Source organism: Pseudomonas sp. NFACC10-1 (assembly GCF_900119195.1).
In the GTDB taxonomy this organism is placed as follows: Bacteria; Pseudomonadota; Gammaproteobacteria; order Pseudomonadales; family Pseudomonadaceae; genus Aquipseudomonas; species Aquipseudomonas cerasi.
The window spans coordinates 484586-499077 of the sequence record NZ_FPJB01000002.1 but is presented as its reverse complement, the minus strand read 5'-3'; the positions used below and the strand labels follow the sequence as shown (position 1 = coordinate 499077).

Sequence of the window (14492 nt, the reverse complement as noted above, 5' to 3'; positions counted from 1 at the left end):
GGGATTCACTACCATTTCGCCTCCTTTGCGAACGCGAGATACCCCGATGCAGGCAAGCAAGCGTCTTCTGGCTGCTCTGACACTGACTTTACTGGGCAGCACCGCTCAGGCTGCCGATGAAGTGGTGGTGTATTCATCCCGGATCGACGAGCTGATCAAGCCGGTATTCGATGCGTACACAGCCAGTACCGGGGTGAAGATCAAATTCATCACCGACAAGGAAGCGCCGCTGATGCAGCGCATCAAGGCCGAGGGCCAGAATGCGACCGCCGACCTGTTGCTGACGGTCGATGCGGGCAACCTCTGGCAGGCCGAGCAGATGGGTATCCTGCAGCCGTTCACCTCGCCGGTGATCGAAGCCAACATTCCGCCGCAGTATCGCTCATCGACGCACGGCTGGACCGGTCTGAGCCTTCGCGCGCGCACCATCGCCTATTCCACCGACCGCGTGAAGCCTGCCGAGCTGAGTACCTACGAGGCGCTGGCCGACAAGAATTGGGAAGGCCGCCTGTGCCTGCGTACCGCGAAGAAGGTCTATAACCAGTCGCTGACCGCTACGCTGATCGAAACCCACGGCGCCGAAGCGTCGGAGAAAATCCTCAAGGGCTGGGTCAACAACCTGTCCACCGACGTGTTCTCCGATGACATCGCAGTGCTTGAGGCGATCAATGCCGGGCAATGCGACGTGGGCATCGTCAATTCCTATTACTACGGCCGCCTGCACAAGGAAAAACCGGACCTGGCGGTGAAGCTGTTCTGGCCGAACCAGGCGGATCGCGGTGTGCACGTCAACCTGTCGGGTATCGGTCTGACCCAATACGCTCCGCACCCTGAAGCGGCCAAGGCACTGGTCGAGTGGATGACCGGCCCTGAGGCGCAGAAGATTTTCTCCAGCGTCAATCAGGAGTTCCCGGCCAACCCGAACGTGGCGCCTTCAGAAGAAGTGGCGAGCTGGGGGCAGTTCAAGGCCGACACCCTCCCGGTCGAAGTGGCAGGCAAGCGTCAGGCAGAAGCGATACGCATGATGGATCGCGCAGGCTGGAATTGATTTAATACCCAGTGCCTTATCGTTATACATAAGACTCGTGGGAGCGAGCTTGCTCGCGAAGAGGCCGGCACAGCCCCGTAAATGATGTGTTTGGACTGTTGCTTTCGTGAGCAAGCTCACTCCCACAAAGGTGTATGTCCGGCCTGATACTACGGTTCATCCCCCCCATTTTCCGGGTGTGTAACGGTGGGCGCTCCAGCGCCCTAGACGAATGACGCAGAGACTTGTCACTCACTCATCCATCCCGATTTCGAGAACACCGTGGCCCATCCTGCCCAACGCCGCTGGTACCCCCTGGTTTTCGCCATCGCAGCGCTGGTCGTGCTGCCGCTGAGCGTTTTGCTGCTGTCGTGGGAGACGGTTGACCAGCAGATATGGTCGCACCTGCTTGAAACCCAGATGGCGCGTCTGCTGGGCAATACGCTGATCCTGGTGCTGGGTGTCGGCGTGGGCGTGACGTTGCTGGGGGTGAGCCTGGCGTGGCTCACCAGCCTGTGTGAATTCCCCGGTCGCCGCTGGCTGGACTGGGCGCTGATGCTGCCTTTCGCGATCCCCGCCTATGTGCTGGCGTTCGTATTCGTCGGGCTGCTGGATTTTTCCGGTCCGGTGCAGACCCTGTTGCGCGAATGGTTCGGCTCCGGTCTGCGCCTGCCTCGGGTGCGCTCCACCGGTGGGGTGATCATCGTCCTGGTGCTGGTTTTCTATCCTTATGTCTACCTGTTGGCGCGCACGGCGTTTCTGGCGCAGGGCAAGGGCTTGATGGAAGCTGCGCGAGTGCTGGGCAACACACCCCTGCAGGCGTTCTGGCGCGTGGCGCTGCCAATGGCGCGTCCGGCCATCGGCGCAGGGGTGGCGCTGGCCCTGATGGAAACCCTGGCCGATTTTGGTGCGGTGTCGGTGTTCAACTTCGACACGTTCACCACTGCCATCTACAAGACCTGGTACGGCTTCTTCAGCCTGTCCAGCGCTGCGCAACTGGCCAGCCTGCTGCTGTTGGCCGTGCTGGTGCTGCTGTACGGCGAACGCCGCGCCCGGGGTGCAAGCCGACCGGCCAACGAGCGTCCGCGTGGCGCTGCGCTTTACCGGTTGCGCGGCCTCAAGGCATTGGCCGCGAGCTTCTGGTGTGGGCTGGTGTTTCTCTGTGCTTTCGTGGTGCCGATGCTGCAACTGATCGTCTGGGTCTGGCAGCGTGGCCGCTTCGATCTGGATGAGCGCTACACAGGGCTGATTCTGCACACGCTCTATCTGGGTGGCATGGCGGCGTTGATCACCGTCAGTGTGGCGCTGATTCTGGCGTTTGCCCGACGTATGGCGCCCACGCCTGCGATCCGCTCCGGCGTCAGCCTCGCCAATTTGGGCTACGCATTGCCTGGCTCGGTACTGGCGGTTTCAATCATGCTGGCGTTCAGTTACCTGGACCGCGAACTGGTCATTCCGCTGTCCGGCTGGCTGGGCGGCGCAGGCAAGCCTTTGCTGCTGGGCAGCCTCTCGGCCTTGCTGCTGGCTTATCTGGTGCGCTTCATCGCCGTCGCCTTCGGTCCGTTGGAGCACAGCCTGTCGCGTATCCGCCCGTCATTGCCTGAAGCGGCGCGCAGTCTGGGGGTCAGCGGACCAAAGTTGTTTCTCAACGTGTATCTGCCGTTGCTGGTGCCAGGGGCGCTGAGCGCGGCGTTGCTGGTGTTCGTCGATGTGCTCAAGGAAATGCCGGCAACCCTGCTGATGCGCCCGTTTGGCTGGGATACGCTGGCGGTACGCATCTTCGAAATGACCAGCGAGGGCGAGTGGGCACGGGCTGCGTTGCCAGCTTTGTCGCTGGTGCTTGTAGGACTATTACCCGTCATTGGGCTGATTCGCCGCTCTGCCCGTCAGACTGGCTAGGTGCGGGGTTCTCACCTTGCGGCTACAATGCGCCGCAATTGGTGCGGTCTGTCAGACAATTCGGTCAGCTGTTACGTGCTGCAAACTCCGGTTTATTGGGGGGCTTGCCGATCTCGTCTGCCCGCACCTTCGCCACGCCCGGAAGGAGAAACCCATGGGACAGCGTACCCCCCTGTTCGACCTGCACCTCGCCCTTGGCGCGAAAATGGTCGATTTTGGTGGCTGGGACATGCCGTTGCATTACGGATCGCAGGTCGAGGAACACCATCAGGTGCGTCGCGACTGTGGGGTCTTCGATGTCTCTCACATGAACGTGATCGATGTGCTCGGCCGTCAGGCCCGGGTCTGGCTGCGTCGTCTGCTGGCCAATGATGTAGACAAGCTCAAAACCCCCGGTCGTGCCTTGTACAGCGCCATGCTGGACGAGAGCGGCGGGGTGATCGATGACATGATCGTCTACCTCACGCCTGAAGGTTATCGGCTGGTCGTCAACGCGGCGACCGGCGTCAAGGATCTTGCCTGGATGCAGGCGCAACTGGGCGACTTCGACGTGCAACTGGTCGAGCGCAGTGAAATGGCAATGCTCGCCATTCAAGGCCCCAAGGCCAGAACCCGTATCGCCGAGCTGGTTTCAAGCGCCCGCGCCGAACTGATCCACCAGCTCAAGCCGTTCGAAGGGCTTGATGACGGTGACTGGTTTATCGCGCGCACCGGCTACACCGGCGAGGACGGCCTGGAGATCATGCTGCCTGCCGAAGAGGCTCAAAGCTTTTTCAATGAATTGGTTGGCGCGGGTATTTCGCCGATCGGCCTGGGCGCTCGCGACACGCTGCGTCTTGAGGCGGGCATGAACCTGTATGGCCAGGACATCGGTGAACATGTTTCGCCCTTGGCCTCGAATATGGCCTGGAGCATCGCCTGGGAGCCTGCCGACCGTGATTTTATCGGTCGCAAGGCACTTGAGAGCGAACGCGCTGAAGGAACCGCCTTCAAACTCGTGGGATTGGTGCTCGAAGAGCGCGGCGTTTTACGGGCGCATCAGGTGGTACGTGTCGCAGAAATTGGCGAAGGAGAGATCACCAGTGGTAGTTTCTCTCCTACGTTGAGCAAATCCATTGCACTGGCTCGCGTTCCGATGGCGACCGCTGACCGGGCCGAGGTGGAAATCCGCGGCAAATGGTACCCGGTGCGCGTGGTGCAGCCTGCGTTCGTGCGCCACGGCAAAACCTTGATCTAACCTAATGGCGGGTTTTCCGCTGACCCGATGTTGAGGATGACTAAATGAGCAATATTCCCGCCGAGCTGCGTTTCGCCGAAAGTCATGAGTGGGCACGTCTGGAGTCAGACGGCACCGTGACCGTTGGCATCTCGGACCATGCACAGGAAGCACTGGGCGATGTGGTCTTCGTCGAACTGCCGGAAATCGGCAAAGTGTTCGCTGCCGCTGACACCGCCGGTGTTGTGGAGTCGGTCAAGGCTGCTTCGGATATCTACTCGCCGGTTGCGGGCGAGGTGATCGAAGTCAACGCAGCGCTGGGCGATTCGCCCGAGTCGCTCAACAGTGATCCGTACGACGCCTGGATCTTCAAGCTCAAGCCAAGCGACGCCAGCGGCGATCTGGCCAAGCTGCTGGATGCAGCCGGGTACAAGAGCGCCATCGGCGAATAACCGATTGCCGCTCACAAAAATGCCGCTCATGGAGCGGCATTTTTTATGCGCGAAGCTAATCGGCAAGACTTACTGGTTTTCAGCGACCAGATTCTTATCCAGGATCGCGTTGGCCAGCTCCATGTCGGTGGCTTTCAGGCCTGGATTGTCTTTGCGCACCTGCTCGATGGCCGCTTCCAGGAACGGACCGCGGATGCCACCGTCGCTGGCGACGAAGCTGCCTGCGTCGTCCTGGGCGGCAACGATCAGCTTGTGATCCTTGAAGGTCAGGTAAGTCGAGCCGGTGGTTGCACCGGAAGACAGCACATTACGCCAGAAGGTGTCAGCCATCGCTGAACCCATTGGGATGGAAAGCAAGGCTACGGTGGCGACAGCGAACTTGAGACGCATGATGAATTACTCCAGCTGTGGTTGTTCTGAGGGGTTGGATAGCCAAAGCTACGAACTAGTTCAATCAAGGTGTACCGCGTAGTTCACTTTAGCGGGCTCGCCATGCCGCGCGGCCTTCTGGAACAACGCTTTCACCCTGATCAACGTTGTTCGCTCTGCGGTGTCACCCTCAACACTTCCTCGAGTGTAGTCAGGCCTGCCGAGACTTTCTGCGCGCCGGACAGACGCAGGCTGCGCGTACCTTCCTTGAAGGCCTGACGACGCATGGCGGTCAGGTCGAGGTCCGCCGAGATCAATGCCTTGATGTTGTCGGACATGACCATGATCTCGTAGACACCCGCCCGGCCCCGATAGCCGGTATCTCGGCATTCCACACAACCGACTGCCTGATGCGCGCCGGGTGGCACCGGTGCCTGCCAGGGGCGCGTCAGGGTTTGCCAGTCGGTTTCGTTCAGGTTGATCGGGGCCTTGCAGTGCGGGCAAAGGGTACGCACCAGACGCTGGGCCATGACGCCGAGGATGGTCGCCTTGAGCAGGTAGTGCGGCACACCCAGTTCGAGCATCCGGCTGATGGCGCTGGGTGCGTCGTTGGTGTGCAGCGTCGACAGCACCAGGTGACCGGTAAGCGCCGCCTGAATCGCCATTTCAGCGGTCTCCAGGTCGCGAATCTCGCCGATCATGATGATATCCGGGTCCTGTCGCATCAGCGCGCGCACGCCGGCGGCAAAGCTCAGTTCGATGTTGTGCTGCACCTGCATCTGGTTGAAGGCCGGCTCGACCATCTCGATGGGGTCTTCGATGGTGCACAGGTTGACCTCGGAGGTCGCCAGTTTCTTGAGGGTGGTGTACAGCGTGGTGGTCTTGCCCGAACCGGTCGGGCCGGTGACCAGAATGATGCCGTTGGGCTGGCGGGTCATTTCCTGCCAGCGCCGCAGGTCGTCACTGGAGAAGCCCAGTTGGTCGAAGTCCTTGAGCAAAACCTCGGGGTCGAAGATCCGCATGACCATTTTTTCGCCGAACGCGGTCGGCAGGGTCGACAGGCGCAACTCCACTTCACGATTTTCAGGCGTGGTGGTCTTGACCCGCCCGTCCTGTGGTTTGCGTTTTTCGGCGACGTTCATCCGCCCCAGGCTTTTCAGGCGGCTGACAATCGCCATGATCACCTGCGCCGGAAACTGGTAAACGTTATGCAGCACCCCGTCGATTCGAAAGCGTACGGTGCCCTGTTCGCGGCGCGGCTCGATGTGAATATCGCTGGCGCGTTGCTGGAAGGCGTACTGGAACAGCCAGTCGACGATATTGACGATGTGCGCGTCGTTGGCGTCAGGCTCCTGATCGCTGGCGCCGAGCTTGAGCAACTGTTCGAAGTTGCCCATGTTGCTCATTTTTTGCTCAGAGGCGCTGGCACCGCTGACCGACTTGGCCAGCCTGAAAAACTCCATCGCCATGCGCTGGATGTCTGACGGGTTGGCGACCACGCGTTTGATCTGCAGCTTGAGCACATGCGCCAGGTCGGCTTCCCATGAGCGCACATAAGGCTGCGCGCTGGCGATGGTCACCGATTCGCGATCGACCGCCACGGCCAGAATCTTGTGGCGCTGGGCAAAGGCGTAGGACATCAGTGGTGTGACCGCCGCGACGTTGATCTTCAGCGGATCGATACGCATGTAAGGCTGGCCACAGGTTTTGGCCAGCCAGGCGGTCAGGGTTTCCACGTCCAGCTTCTTGCCCGGCCGCTTGAGGTCGTCAAACTGCAGCGAAGCGAGAAACTCGAGGGGATGCAGCTGGATGTTCACCGCGCTGCGACGTTGGGTGAGTGCCGTTTCCGCGTCGTCCTGGCCGAGATAGCCTTCGGCAACCAGATCACGCAACACATCATTCAGATCGAGCCAGCGATCCTGTGAAGAGGGGGCCAGGGCTGCCATGTGCGCTCCTTGAGGCAATTCGTCATTGGACGATGAACAAGAGTAGACGCCAAGCGTGACAGCGTTGTTCGTTCTATGCGACCGGGAATTGCCGGAGCAGGCGAATTGATTCAGCCCGTCGCCAGGGCGACACGGGATTGCGCGGTATTGCGGGCGTCGACTTGCTCGACCTCCACTGAGCAGACGTCGATCAGGTTGCGCATTTTTTCACCAATCACTTGTGCCCGATGCCAGCTCAATCTGGAGACCTGAAGATCGATGAGCAGCAGGTTCTCTTGCTGCACGGCACTCAATTGGTCGGGAATCAGGTACTGCATGGCAAACAGGTTCAACACCTGACAGAGCAAGGCAGGCTCGGCTTCGGCGCAGACACGGTAGCGTGCGCAGCACTGCGCATTGCTCGACGACCAGCTATCTGGACGCTGCGAAGGGGGGGTGACGGCTTCGAGATTGGGCATGCTGGTACTCCAGAAGGATGCTGGAAATCTTTGCATGCGTGAAAAGAAATTTCTGGTCCATCATTGGGTGGATTAGTCTTTATAAGACTTGTTAATGCGCCACAGACTGTTTGAGAAAATTAATTATGCAAATCGAGCTGGACAGTTACGATCGCAGGATTCTGGCGCTGCTGCAGGAAGACGCTTCGCTTTCCAGTGCGCAGATCGCCGAGCAGGTCGGTCTGTCGCAATCACCCTGCTGGCGCCGCATCCAACGGCTCAAGGATGAAGGCGTGATTCGCCGTCAGGTGGCGTTGCTGGACCGCAAGAAAATCGGTCTGAACACACAGATATTCGCCGAGGTAAAACTCAATGCCCACGGGCGCTCCAACTTCACCGAGTTCACCGATGCGATTCGTGGTTTTCCGGAGGTGCTGGAGTGCTATGTGCTGATGGGGTCGGTGGATTTTCTGCTGCGCATCGTGACCCCGGATATCGAGGCGTACGAGCGGTTCTTCTTTGAAAAGCTTTCGCTGGTGCCCGGCATCCAGGAAGTGAACTCGACAGTAGCGCTGTCAGAGATCAAATCCACCACCAGCCTGCCGCTGCTGCGCCAGGGAGGCTGAACTCATACCGGATGCCGAGGTGCGCTTTTGACTATCGTGCCAATGCTCCGCGTTGGCATGCAGTTCGTGACGCTCTGCGTCACAAGTTTGCGCCGCGCCGCACACTCAAGATCGGACGCAGAGCGTCCAGAACGGCGTCCCCACGCGGAGCGTGGGGACGATAGTTAACCTACGCATCAAGATGACTATCGTGCCAATGCTCCGCGTTGGCATGCAGTTCGTGACGCTCTGCGTCACAAATTTGCGCCGCACCACATGTTCAAGATCGGACGCGGAGCGTGGGGACCAATGCCACGAATCCAGCCCTTACAAGCGCAGCAGGGTTTTCCACGCGCGGCTCTGGAATACGGTGATTGCCTGTTGCACGCGGGCATCGAGGACTTCGTCGCTGATGTCCAGATGCGCCAGTTCTTCCAGCTTGCGCAGTTCGCCATACAGGCGATCCAGTTCCGGCAGGTCCAGCGCGCCGCGTGCCCAGTGCAGCCATGACTGGATGCGCTCGATGCGGGGCAGTTGCTCTGCCAGGTCTTCCGGCTGCTGCTGATAACGACTTAATTGCAGGGACGTGGCTTCTTCGCCCAGCAGGCGTGGCAGCCAACTGCTCAACAGTGCGGCGCCCTGACGATTGCCGCGGGTGTTGCGTTCGGTGGTCCAGCTGCGGGCCAGCAACCAGCGTGAGGTATTCAGCGAGAACTCGCCCCAGCGCGTGTCCTGCAATTCTTCCAGGAATTGCTCGTGGGCGGCACCGCGTACATCGGCATCGTCCTGCCCGGCCTGAACCAGCGGTCGCCAGTCTTCCAGCAAGGCGTCCAGCGCAGTACGCAGTTGTGCGGTCGAGGTGCGTGGCGCGGCCTGGCCGAGGCTGCTGGTCAGGGCGCGCAGTTCGGCGAGCATCTCGACCCAGTCCTGCAGCAGACGCCAGTGGCCGTTGAAACGGTATTGCTCGGCCAGACGCTGGCTGCTGCCCAGCAGATGCCAGGCCAGCGCGGAATAAGCGTCGTCCAGCGGCGTTTCTGCGTGCAGAGCGGGAGCGTGCAGGCTCAGCGAGTAGCTGCTGGCATCGAGCAGACGATAGCCGCGTTCGGCCTTGCTGATATCGCACGGCATCAGCGGCAGCGTTGCAGCCAATTCGGCGGCCAGCTCCAGCAGCGCGGCAGGTTCGCCTTCACGCAGCTCGAGTTCCAGCTCGCAGATTTCTTCCTTCTGCTTGCCCGCCACCACCTGGCCCAGGTCCAGTGCGGCTTCGATCACCACTTTGGCCTTGCCACGGCCCCAGGCGATCTCGGCTTTCTCACGCACGAAATCGGTGGTGAACAGCGGTTTGATGGTTTTCTTGTCCAGATCGGCCAGTTGCTCGGGCCAGCAATCGCCTTCGAGCTTCTTCAGGTCCAGCTTGGCCTTGCTCAGGTCCCAGTTGTATTCATTGCGCTCGGACAGGCCGGCCACGCTTTGCCCGCGAGTCTTCATGGTCTGGATGATCTGATCGCCGTCGCGGCGGATGCGCAGGGCGACTTTGGCCTGCGCCAGCTCACCTTGCGGGGTATCGAAATACTGGTTCGACAGTTCAAGGCGCTCCCAGCCACTCTTGTTGCGCTTCTTGAGCAACGGGTGTTCACGCAGTGCAGCGAGGGTCTCGCGGCTGACGCGGAGTTTGATTTCTGTTTCTTTTTGCATGGCCGGGGGAATCCAAACGCTGATACGGATAAACGGGAGCGCAGCCCATGATTGAACGGCTGCTGAGGCCGTCAGTGTACAGGACATGGCCCGAAACGGTTTATTCCTGGGTTGCTATGGCCCTATGATGGGCCGTGTTCCGTCCCGATTACAGGAAGCGTCCATGCCGTTGCCGTCCATGAAAGACCAGTTCGCCGCCCTGATCGCCGTACCCTCGGTGAGCTGCACTCAGCCTTCTCTGGACCAGAGCAACCGCCCCGTCATCGATCTGCTGGCCGGATGGCTCGGCGATCTGGGGTTTGCCTGCGACATCCAGCAAGTGTCCCCCGGCAAGTTCAATCTGCTGGCGACCTATGGAACAGGCCCAGGCGGTCTGGTACTGGCGGGGCACAGCGATACCGTGCCGTTCGACGAGGCGCTGTGGAAGACCGACCCCTTGAAGCTGACCGAGGTGGATGGCCGCTGGGTCGGGCTGGGCAGTTGCGACATGAAGGGCTTTTTTGCGCTGGTCATCGAAGCGGTGCGTGGCCTTCTTGACCAGCCGTTCAAGCAGCCGCTGCTGATCCTCGCCACTTGCGACGAGGAAAGCTCGATGGCCGGTGCCCGTGCGCTGGCCGAGGCCGGCCGCCCGCTGGGTCGTGCGGCGGTGATTGGCGAGCCGACCGGGCTCAAGCCGATCCGCCTGCACAAGGGCGTGATGATGGAGCGCATCGATATTCTCGGGCGCAGCGGCCATTCCTCCGATCCGAGCCTTGGGCACAGCGCACTCGAAGCCATGCACGACGCCATCAGCGAACTCAAGGGCCTGCGCACGCAGTGGCAAGCGAAGTACCGCAACCCGCAATTCACGGTGCCGCAGCCGACGCTGAACCTGGGCTGTATTCATGGCGGCGACAACCCGAACCGGATTTGTGGCCAGTGCTCGCTGGAATTCGACCTGCGTCCGCTGCCGGGCATGGACCCGGAAGTGCTGCGTTCGGCCATTCGGCAGAAGCTGCAGCCGCTGGCCGAGCTGCATCAGGTACAGATCGACTATGCGCCGCTGTTCCCCGAATGCGCGCCGTTCGAGCAGGTCGCTGACGCTGAACTCGTGCGTGTCGCTGAACGTCTGACCGGTCATACGGCCGCAGCAGTAGCATTCGGCACCGAAGCGCCTTATCTTCAGCGCCTTGGCTGCGAGACACTGGTGCTCGGCCCAGGCGACATCGCCTGTGCGCATCAGCCGGGGGAATACCTCGAAATGTCACGTCTTGACCCTACAGTGCGTCTGTTACGTCAATTGATCGAACATTACTGCCTGACGCCCCAGTGAGTCAGGCATAACCTGTGTTAATGAAAGCATCTTGAGTAAAAGGAGACTGCGCGTGCTGCCAAGCCTGTTCCGACGATAATCACCACACCGTTGTGCGTGCTTCTTTTTTTCGTCCATTTTTTCTACAGGCTCTTGTTGTCATGCCCGAATACGTCAACTGGCTTCGCCACGCGTCTCCGTACATCAATGCTCACCGCGATTGCACCTTCGTCGTCATGCTGCCCGGCGACGGCGTTGCGCACCCCAATTTCGGCAACATCGTCCACGACCTGGTGCTGCTGCACAGCCTGGGCGTGCGCCTGGTGCTGGTTCACGGTTCCCGCCCGCAGATTGAAAGCCGTCTGGCTCAGCGCGGTATCACCCCGCGCTTCCACCGCGACATGCGTATCACCGATACCGAAACGCTGGAGTGCGTGATCGATGCCGTGGGTCAGCTGCGCATTTCGATCGAGGCGCGTCTGTCGATGGACATGGCCGCCTCGCCCATGCAGGGCTCGCGGTTGCGAGTGACCAGCGGCAACGTCGTCACCGCACGGCCTATCGGTGTGCTTGAGGGTGTCGATTATCAGCACACCGGCGAAGTGCGCCGGGTCGACCGCAAGGGCATCAATCGCCTGCTGGACGAGCGTCATATCGTGCTGTTGTCGCCACTGGGTTATTCACCGACCGGCGAGATTTTTAATCTGGCCTGTGAAGACGTCGCCACCCGCGCGGCCATCGATCTGGCCGCCGACAAACTGCTGCTGTTCGGCGCCGAAACCGGCTTGCTGGACGAGCAGGGCCGGTTGGTGCGCGAACTGCGTCCGCAACAGGTGCCCGCGCACCTGCAGCGCCTGGGTGCCAACTATCAGGCGGAACTGCTGGACGCCGCGGCCGAGGCCTGCCGTGGCGGTGTCGCGCGCAGCCATATCGTCAGTTATGCCGAGAACGGCGCGCTGCTCACCGAACTGTTTACCCGCGATGGCGGCGGCACGCTGGTCGCGCAGGAGCAGTTCGAACTGGTGCGCGAAGCGGCCATCGAGGATGTCGGCGGTCTGATGGACCTGATCACGCCGCTGGAAGAGCAGGGCATTCTGGTGCGTCGTTCCCGCGAAGTGCTGGAACGCGAGATCACGCAGTTCAGCGTGGTTGAGCGCGAAGGGCTGATCATCGCCTGTGCTGCGCTGTATCCGATTGCCGATTCGGAGTCGGGCGAGCTGGCGTGTCTGGCGGTCAATCCGGAATACCGGCACGGCGGCCGTGGTGACGAGCTTCTGGAGCGTATTGAAAACCGCGCCCGGGCCCTGGGTATCAAGACCCTGTTCGTCCTCACCACCCGCACCGCACACTGGTTCCGCGAACGCGGTTTCGAACCCAGCAGCGTCGACCGTCTGCCAAGCGCCCGCGCCTCGCTGTACAACTACCAGCGTAATTCGAAGATCTTCGAAAAGGCGATATAAGCCTGGGGGCGGACGCAGAGCACTCTTGGCTATATTTTGTGGGAGTGAGCTTGCTCACGAAGAGGCTGGTACAAGCCGCCGGAAAGGGACGTTTGAACCGTCCCTTTCGTGAGCAGGCTCACCCACGCCCTTCGGGCAGAAGCGCAGAGCATTGGGCACGATAGTTGAGATGATCGTTCCTCACGCTCCAGCGTGGGAATGCAGTTCTCGACGCTCTGCGTCGTCAAGAGGACGCGGAGCGTCCAGAAAGGCATGCGACGCAGAGCGCCGCACGATAGTCGCGCCTGCACCGGCACCTTCGAGAGCAAGCTCCCCACATTAATTGCACGATCAGTTGCTGATCGACAGAATGCTCGCCTGATACGACCCCACGAACGTGTCGAAATCCACCACTTCCTCGGTCGCTTCCAGTTCGGCCTGTTCTTCGATCGAGGTTTTGGCCTGGGCTTCGAAGTCTGCCTGTTCCTGAGCGCTCAGCGGGTGAGTGCGGAAGTATTCTGCATGGACCTGACTCTGGCGCAGGGAGAACGCGGTAAAGCCCTCGTTATGCGCTTCCATGCTGGCCAGCACCTGAGCAGACGGTGTGAGCGCGGTATCGTCGATCTTGGCCTGTTGCACGGCAATCGATTTGAGGTGCTCATCGGTGCCCTGAGCCTGATCGAGCAGGCGGGCAATCGGCGTTATCTTCTCCACCAACTCGGTTGCCCAGGTCTTGAGATCGACAGGGCGGTTGTCACGCATCAGGCTCAGGCCCGGGCGACGCCCTTCCTTGACCACTGACAGGAAGTTCGAGCTTGCGTTGGAGCATTCGTGGCTGGCCAGTTGCTGGCTTTCCTCGAGGGCGCAATACAGCACGAAGGCATCGATGAAGCGCGACTGCTCCAGGCTGATGCCGGTCGGCAGGAACGGGTTGATGTCCAGGCAGCGTACTTCGACGTACTGCACACCACGGGCCACCAGCGCCTGAATAGGGCGTTCGCCGCTATAAGTCACACGCTTGGGACGAATGTTGGAGTAGTACTCGTTCTCGATCTGCAACACGTTGGTATTGAGCTGTACCCACTCGCCGTTCTGGTCATGAGTGCCGACCTCGACGTAAGGCTTGTAAGGCGTGGCCACAGCCTTGCGCAGGCTATCGGTGTAGCTGACCAGATCGTTGTAGCAAGGGGTCAGGTCGGCCTGGGCGTCACTCTGATAACCCAGGTCGCTCATTCGCAGACTGGTGGCGTACGGCAGATACAGGGTGTCGGCGTCGAAGTGTTGCTCCAGCTGATGCTTGCGGCCGCGCAGGAACCCCGCGTCGAGTGCCGGTGAAGCGCCGAACAGGTACATCAACAGCCAGCTGTAGCGGCGGAAGTTACGAATCAGCGCGATGTAGGAATGCGACTGGTAGTCGCGGGCATCGCCGGCAAAGTCTTCGGTCTGCTTGAGCAGCGCCCACGCGTCTTCCGGCAACGAGAAGTTGTAGTGAATGCCGGCAATGCACTGCATGGTCTTGCCGTAACGCAGCGCCAGGCCCTTGCGGTACACGTACTTGAGCTTGCCGATGTTCGACGTGCCGTAATAGGCAATCGGTATGTGCTCTTCGTCCGGCAACGGGCAAGGCATCGACGGACTCCACAGCAGTTCGTTGTCCAGCTTGCTGTAAACGAAGCGATGGATCCGGTCCAGGTTGTCGATGGTCTCGGCCGGGTTCTTCAAGGCTGGCGTGATGAACTCCAGCAGCGATTCGGAATAATCGGTCGTCACCTGACCATTGGTCAGGGCGGCACCCAGAGCTTGCGGGTGGGGCGTCCGGGCCAGTTCTGCCGTTGCGGTAACGCGCAGGCACTCACGCTCGATACCGTGCAGGCACTGCTCCAGCAGAGAGAGGTTGTTACGCTCGCCGAGCAATGCAAGACGACGGTTTAAAAGTTCGCTCAAGGTGTAATCCTTCACGCATCGGTCGCCCCGATATGGGGGTGGACTTGACGGTCTACAAGGGTGAAGAAAGGAACTGGCGTAGTCGCCTGGTGGGTCGGTAGCGCCTGTTCACAATCACTGCTCTTTGTCGTACTACCCAAATGGACTCGGCACCACGCTAATGGTGCCGAAA

At 60.7% G+C, this 14492-nt stretch carries 12 protein-coding genes; 7 read left to right on the top strand and 5 right to left on the bottom strand.

The annotated features are described in order from the left end of the window. The first annotated feature begins 46 nt into the window (after positions 1-46). The 4 genes from BT119_RS06840 to gcvH all read left to right on the top strand — a co-directional run bounded on the left by BT119_RS06840 (position 47) and on the right by gcvH (position 4594). A complete protein-coding gene (locus tag BT119_RS06840; RefSeq protein ID WP_003432198.1) occupies positions 47-1048 on the top strand; it encodes an extracellular solute-binding protein in 1002 nt (333 codons plus the stop codon). A gap of 261 nt (positions 1049-1309) precedes the next feature. Then, positions 1310-2926 (top strand): ABC transporter permease, encoded by a 1617-nt coding sequence (locus BT119_RS06835; protein WP_003367436.1) that lies wholly within the window; start codon positions 1310-1312, stop codon positions 2924-2926. Positions 2927-3080: 154 nt separating this feature from the next. After that, positions 3081-4163 (top strand): glycine cleavage system aminomethyltransferase GcvT, encoded by a 1083-nt coding sequence (gcvT, locus tag BT119_RS06830; RefSeq protein WP_003367434.1) that lies wholly within the window; start codon positions 3081-3083, stop codon positions 4161-4163. A gap of 44 nt (positions 4164-4207) precedes the next feature. Next, positions 4208-4594 (top strand): glycine cleavage system protein GcvH, encoded by a 387-nt coding sequence (gene gcvH, locus BT119_RS06825; RefSeq protein WP_003367432.1) that lies wholly within the window; start codon positions 4208-4210, stop codon positions 4592-4594. Positions 4595-4663: 69 nt separating this feature from the next. Here gcvH and BT119_RS06820 read toward each other — a convergent pair whose 3' ends face one another. From BT119_RS06820 to BT119_RS06810, 3 genes are all read right to left on the bottom strand, one after another. Further along, complete coding sequence (locus tag BT119_RS06820; protein ID WP_002551535.1) at positions 4664-4984, bottom strand: DUF2388 domain-containing protein; 321 nt, start codon at positions 4982-4984, stop codon at positions 4664-4666. Between the two features lie 140 nt (positions 4985-5124). Then, a complete protein-coding gene (locus tag BT119_RS06815; RefSeq protein ID WP_003432204.1) occupies positions 5125-6909 on the bottom strand; it encodes a type IV pilus assembly ATPase TfpB in 1785 nt (594 codons plus the stop codon). Positions 6910-7019: 110 nt separating this feature from the next. Further along, positions 7020-7367: a hypothetical protein gene (locus BT119_RS06810; protein ID WP_003367427.1), complete on the bottom strand. Its 348-nt coding sequence runs from the start codon at positions 7365-7367 to the stop codon at positions 7020-7022. 125 nt (positions 7368-7492) lie between these two features. Between BT119_RS06810 and BT119_RS06805 the strand changes: the two genes are divergently transcribed. Continuing rightward, entirely contained in the window at positions 7493-7972 is a 480-nt protein-coding gene (locus BT119_RS06805; protein WP_003432206.1) for an Lrp/AsnC family transcriptional regulator, read from the top strand. Between the two features lie 306 nt (positions 7973-8278). Here the strand turns inward: BT119_RS06805 and BT119_RS06795 are convergent, their stop codons facing one another. Next, on the bottom strand, positions 8279-9646 hold the full coding sequence (locus BT119_RS06795) for a CYTH domain-containing protein (protein WP_003367425.1): 1368 nt from the start codon (positions 9644-9646) through the stop codon (positions 8279-8281). Positions 9647-9809: 163 nt separating this feature from the next. Between BT119_RS06795 and argE the strand changes: the two genes are divergently transcribed. Beyond that, complete coding sequence (gene argE / locus BT119_RS06790; protein WP_003367423.1) at positions 9810-10958, top strand: acetylornithine deacetylase; 1149 nt, start codon at positions 9810-9812, stop codon at positions 10956-10958. A 140-nt stretch (positions 10959-11098) separates the two neighbouring features. Beyond that, on the top strand, positions 11099-12397 hold the full coding sequence (gene argA / locus BT119_RS06785; protein WP_003367421.1) for an amino-acid N-acetyltransferase: 1299 nt from the start codon (positions 11099-11101) through the stop codon (positions 12395-12397). A gap of 330 nt (positions 12398-12727) precedes the next feature. Here the strand turns inward: argA and gshA are convergent, their stop codons facing one another. Beyond that, complete coding sequence (gene gshA / locus BT119_RS06780; RefSeq protein WP_003432210.1) at positions 12728-14320, bottom strand: glutamate--cysteine ligase; 1593 nt, start codon at positions 14318-14320, stop codon at positions 12728-12730. Between the last annotated feature and the right edge of the window lie 172 nt (positions 14321-14492).